Origin of the sequence: Mesorhizobium sp. M7A.F.Ca.ET.027.03.2.1 (assembly GCF_003999175.1) — a bacterium.
Lineage (GTDB): Bacteria > Pseudomonadota > Alphaproteobacteria > Rhizobiales > Rhizobiaceae > Mesorhizobium.
Window position 1 is genome coordinate 1 of sequence record NZ_RZOM01000349.1, and the last position, 5,503, is coordinate 5,503.

Annotated in this window: 5 protein-coding genes; 4 read left to right on the plus strand and 1 reads right to left on the minus strand. The window is 63.6% G+C overall.

Annotated elements, in window-relative coordinates; genetic code table 11:
* The 3 genes from EN750_RS16695 to EN750_RS16705 form a co-directional block, all read left to right on the plus strand.
* The coding region (locus EN750_RS16695) for a sulfite exporter TauE/SafE family protein (protein WP_145967711.1) at positions 1–581 on the plus strand (581 nt) is incomplete at its 5' end.
* A complete protein-coding gene (locus EN750_RS16700; RefSeq protein ID WP_027039533.1) occupies positions 581–1,372 on the plus strand; it encodes a TIGR02186 family protein in 792 nt (263 codons plus the stop codon). The genes EN750_RS16695 and EN750_RS16700, both read left to right, overlap by 1 nt.
* Before the next feature lie 169 nt (positions 1,373–1,541).
* Positions 1,542–2,798 carry an Hsp70 family protein gene (locus EN750_RS16705; RefSeq protein WP_127397066.1) on the plus strand — a complete coding sequence of 419 codons (1,257 nt, stop codon included), beginning with the start codon at positions 1,542–1,544 and terminating at the stop codon, positions 2,796–2,798.
* Between the two features lie 142 nt (positions 2,799–2,940).
* Here the strand turns inward: EN750_RS16705 and EN750_RS16710 are convergent, their stop codons facing one another.
* Positions 2,941–3,831, minus strand: a complete 891-nt coding sequence (locus EN750_RS16710) for a LysR family transcriptional regulator (RefSeq protein WP_127397067.1) — start codon at positions 3,829–3,831, stop codon at positions 2,941–2,943.
* Positions 3,832–4,109: 278 nt separating this feature from the next.
* On the opposite strand from EN750_RS16710, the gene EN750_RS16715 reads away from it, so the two are divergent.
* Positions 4,110–5,503: molybdopterin-dependent oxidoreductase (locus EN750_RS16715; RefSeq protein ID WP_189526256.1), on the plus strand; the 1,394-nt coding region annotated here is incomplete at its 3' end.

Genomic DNA, 5,503 nt, shown 5'->3' on the forward strand with positions numbered 1-5,503 from the left:
CGTTGCTCTACGTCGTGCTGCTCGGCACCGTCGGCGGGCTGATGCTGGTCGAAAGCGTCAATGCGCTGCGCGCCACGCGCAGCGGTGCGGCGCCGGTGCTGAAGAAATCCGGCCAGCACAACTGGATCCACCGCTTGCCGCTGAAGATGCGGTTCAGAGCGTCAAAGCTGTTTGTCAGCGTCATCCCCGTCCTTGGCCTTGGCGCCGGCATCGGCTTCCTGTCGTCGATCATGGGCGTCGGCGGCGGCTTCATCATGGTGCCGGCACTGATCTATCTGCTGAAAGTGCCGACCAACGTCGTCATCGGCACCTCGCTGTTCCAGATCATCTTCACCTCCGCCTATACGACGCTGGTCCACGCCACCACCAACCAGACGGTCGACGTCGTGCTGGCCTTCCTGCTGATGGCGGGCGGCGTCGCCGGCGCGCAGTACGGCGCCAAGGCAGGCCAGCGGCTGCGCGGCGAGCAGCTCAGGGCCTTGCTGGCGCTGCTGGTGCTAGCGGTGGCGATACGATTGGCGATCGATCTTTTCGTCACCCCGCCCAATCTCTATTCGCTGTCTGCCGCGGGCCTCAACTGATGAAGGCTCGCAACACATTCGCAACCGCCATTCTCCTGACGCTGCTTGCGGTCGCCGTGCCGGCGAAGGCACAGGTCCCGCTGACCGAAGGCATCCAGATCGGTCTCTCCACCGATAATGTCTCGATCACCGCCGGCTTTTCCGGGGCCGACCTGACCATTTTCGGCTCGCTGGAAAACCCGGATCCACTTGTCGCGCGCCAAGGCCGTTACGACGTCATCGTCGTGCTCGAAGGTCCGCCCAAACCGGTGGTGGTGCGCCGCAAGGACAGGGTGCTAGGCGTCTGGGTCAATCTGGATTCCGAGACCTTCGAGAACGTGCCGGTCTCCTATTCGGTGGCGACGACGCGGCCGCTGCAGGACATCACCGAACCCAATAGCTACAAGCAGCTGTCGCTCGGCGCCTCCAACCTCTACATGCAGCCCGCCGATGCCGGCGACAGCCCGGCGACGATCGAGGAGTTCACGGCGGCACTGCGGGAGCGCAAGTCGGCGACCGGCCTCTACAGCGAGAATGTCGGCGGCGTGCAATTCCTGTCGCAGAACCTTTTCCGCGCCACAGTGAGGCTGGCGCCAAATGTGCCAGTTGGAACCCATAAAGCCCGCGCGTTCCTGTTCAAGAGCGGCCTCTTCATCAAGGAAAGCTCGGCCCAGCTCGAAATCCGCAAATCCGGTTTCGAGCAGTCGATCTTCCGTGTCGCGCACAATTATTCCTTCCTCTATGGCGTCTTCGCGATATCGCTGGCCATGCTGACAGGCTGGCTCGGAAGGCTGATCTTCCGGCGGGATTAGGATTTTCCCCGAAAAGTGGTTTCCCTTTACCGGGGCATGCGGTAGACCGCGCTCCCCAGCCAAATGGCAGACACAAACAATTCGGTTCGGCAGAGCAGCCCGTCCCCGGGCAGCGCGCGATTTCTCATGGCGCCTCTCGGCTCGCCGACGACAAATACAGGAACTTGTCATGCGACCAGCCTTCGGCGGCATCGACTTCGGCACTTCGAACTCCACCGTGGGCGTGGTCCGAAACGGGCAGCCGCGGCTCGTCGTGCTGGAGGACGGCCAGGTGACGCTGCCCAGTGCCGTGTTCTTCAACTTCGAGGACAACCGCACCTGCTTTGGCCGCCACGCCATCGCCAATTACACCGACAGCATCGAAGGCCGGCTGATGCGTTCGCTGAAGAGCGTTCTCGGCAGTTCGCTGGCCCATGAAAAGACCCGCATCAAATCGCGGTCGATCGGCTTCATGGACATCGTCGGCCTGTTCCTCGGGCATCTTAAGAAACAGCTGGAAGCAGATGCCGGCGATACGGTCGAGACCGTCGTTCTTGGCCGGCCGGTGCAATTCGTCGACGACGACGCCGAGGCCGACGCGAAGGCGCAAAGCGAACTAGAGAACGCCGCCCGTGGCCAGGGCTTCAAGCACATCGCTTTCCAGTTCGAGCCGATCGCGGCGGCGCTCGACTACGAACAAAAGGTGACATGCGAGGAACTGGCGCTGATCATCGATATGGGCGGCGGCACGTCGGACTTCTCGATCGTGCGCGTCTCGCCGCAGCGCTCCCGGTCGCTCGACCGCAAGGACGACATTCTGGCCAGCCGGGGCGTCCATATCGGCGGCACGGATTTCGACCGGCTGCTGAGCATCGCCCATGTGATGCCGCAACTCGGCTATTTGACGCCGACCAAGGACGGCAAGCGCAATCTGCCGGCCAGCTATTTCATCGACCTCGCGACATGGCAGCGCATCAACCTGGTCTACACCGCCAAGGCGATGACGCATCTGCGCCAGATCCGCTACGAGGCCGAGCGCGCCGACCTGGTGGACCGTTTCATCCACATCGTCGAACATCGCTATGGACACGCGCTGGCCGCACTTGTCGAAAAAGCCAAGATAGAGCTGACCGACAGGTCATCCGCGGAGGTCGTGGTGAAGCTGCCGGGTGCGGAGTTCGCCGCCGAAATCACGCGCAACGGGCTGGATGCCACGATCGCCAGGGACATCGAGCGGGTCACGGCGACGGTAGCGCAGACCATCCGGGACGCTGAGGTGAAGCCATCCGATATCACCGCGGTGTTCCTGACCGGCGGATCGACCGCGATCCCGCTGGCAAGGCGAGAAATCCTGTCGCTGGTGCCGCAGGCATCCGTCATCGAAGGCGACATGTTCGGCTCGGTCGGACTTGGCCTGGCGCTGGATGCGCAGCGAAAGTTCGGTTGACCGGGTCCATTGATATTCAGGATGCCGGCCTGCAAGTGGCTGATACCTGCGCTTCCGGTGCTCACGTACTTTAAGTACGCTCCGCTCCGGTTCTCGGCATCAGCCATTTTCGACTCGGCCTGACCTGAATCTCAGCGAACCCTCACCGTTGATCCGACGTACCCAGATGCGCCTTGAGCGCCATCTGGGCCAGGCTTGCCTGGCGATCGCGATGGGTGATCATGGCGAAGTCGCGTTTCGGCAAGTCGAGCGGCACCGATTTGAGACTGCCTTCGGCGACGGCGCGCGCCACGACAAGTTCGGAAATGATGGTGGCGCCGGCCCCCGCCTCGACGGCCTGGCGAATAGCTTCATTGCTCGGCAGCACCAGGAATATCTGGAGGTCGGCGAGCGAAATCCCTTCGTGGCGCGCCAGATCCTCCAGCACCTCGCGCGTACCCGAACCACCCTCGCGGATGATCCAGCGCAGGCCCGTGATGTCAGGGCGGCCGGGCGCGATTTCGGGGATCTCCGGATGCGCGCTGGCAACCACCAGGATCAGCCTGTCGACGTCGACCTTGGTGCGGCGCAATATGTCGGACTCGGTGCGCCCCTCCACCAGGCCGAGATCCGCCGCGCCATCGAGGACATTGGCCTCGACCTGCCTGGTGTTGCCGATGGAGACGCTCAGCCTGACGGCCGGATAGGCTTCGTGGAAGGAAGCCAGCCGGCGCGGCAGCCAGTAGCTGGCGATGGTCTGGCTGGCGGCGATCGAGAGGCTGCCGGTGACGGTCTGCGAGACATGCTCCAGCACATTGCGCGCGGCGGCGGCCCGCTCGAGCACGGCCTTGGCCTCCGGCAGGAACCGGTGGCCGGTCTGGGCAAGCTCGATGTTGCGGCCGACGCGGTTGAACAGATGGACGCCGTGCTGTTCTTCAAGCGCCCGGATGGCGGCCGATGCGGCCGACTGCGAAATGCCCAGCAATTCCGCCGCCTTGGTCATATGGCCGCGCTCGGCGACGGCGACGAAAATGCGCAACTGGTCCAGGGTCATGTCTGTATTAAGAACCAATATCGATCGAATTTACAAGAACAACTGATTAGACGGATCGATAGCTTTATTCTAAGTTTCCTCGTGAAGTTAGAAAAAATTCGCCGAGAGATCGCAGAGAGCAGAATGATCGGGCGGTTCAGATCCCTGCTTGCGCATTGGACCCGCGGCATAAGACGGCGGCTGGCCGGTGATCGCTACCACCCGGAAGAGCATTACATGCGCGGCCCCGGACCGAAGACGCGGGCCAAATCCATGGGCCGTACAGGCGCCACCGGATCATGATGCAGGGACCGCCGCGCGGCGCGAATTCGGCACCATCGCAACGCCCGCTTGCCGACACGCGGGCGCCTGACGAAGGCGACGGCGTCGACACCTCGCCTGATGTTTCCGACAGCATCGCCAAGACGACCTGCTACATGTGCGCCTGCCGCTGCGGCATCGACGTGCACATCAAGGATGGCAAGGTCCGCTACATCAACGGCAACAAGGACCATCCGGTCAATCGCGGCGTGATCTGCGGCAAGGGCAGCTCCGGCATCATGCAGCACTACAGCCCGGCAAGGCTGAAGAAGCCCTTGCTGCGCAGCGGGCCGCGCGGCTCCGGCGAGTTCCGCGAGATCGAGTGGGAAGAGGCGTTTTCGATCGCGACGGAACGGCTCTCGGCCATCCACCGGACCGATCCCAGGAAGCTGGCCTTCTTCACCGGCCGCGATCAATCCCAATCCTTGACCGGCTGGTGGGCGAGCCAGTTCGGCACGCCGAACTTTGCCGCCCATGGCGGCTTCTGTTCGGTCAACATGGCGGCCGGTGGTCTCTATACGATCGGCGGTTCGTTCTGGGAGTTCGGTGAGCCCGACTGGGACAACACCCAGTATTTCATGCTGTTCGGCGTCGCCGAGGATCACGATTCCAACCCGATCAAGATCGGCCTCGGCAAACTCAAGGCGCGCGGCGCCAAGGTCGTCTCGATCAACCCGTGCCGCACCGGCTACAATGCCATTGCAGACGACTGGATCAGCATTCGGCCCGGCACCGATGGGCTGTTCGTGTTCGCGCTCATCCACGAATTGCTCAAGGCGGGCCGCGTCGATCTCGATTATCTGCTGCGCTACACCAATGCCCATGTTCTCGTCGTGCAGGAGCCGGGTGCCGCCGATGACGGGCTGTTCGTGCGCGACGCCGACGGAAATCCGCTGGCGTGGGACAGGGTTGCGAAGACGCCTGTCGGCGCCACCGATGCCGGTGCGAAGCCGGCACTGACGGGCAGCTTCACGATCGGCGGGCGCCACAGCGTCCCGGTGTTCCAGCTCATCGCCGACCGCTACCTCGATGAGAGCTATGCGCCGGACGCGGTCGCCGAGCGCTGCGGCATTGCCGCCGATACGATCCGCAGGATCGCCGCCGAACTTGCGCATGTCGCCTTCGAACAGACGATCGAGTTGCCGATCGCGTGGACCGATTGGGCCGGGCGCCGGCACGAGACGATCAAGGGGCGGCCTGTCTCGATGCACGCCATGCGCGGCATCTCGGCCCATTCGAACGGCTTTCACACCTGCCGCGCCATCCATCTCCTCCAGGTGTTGCTGGGCACGGTGGATGTCCCTGGCGGCTTCCGTTTCAAGCCGCCCTACCCCCGCTCCGCTCCGCCCGGTCCCAAGCCAGCCGGCAAGAC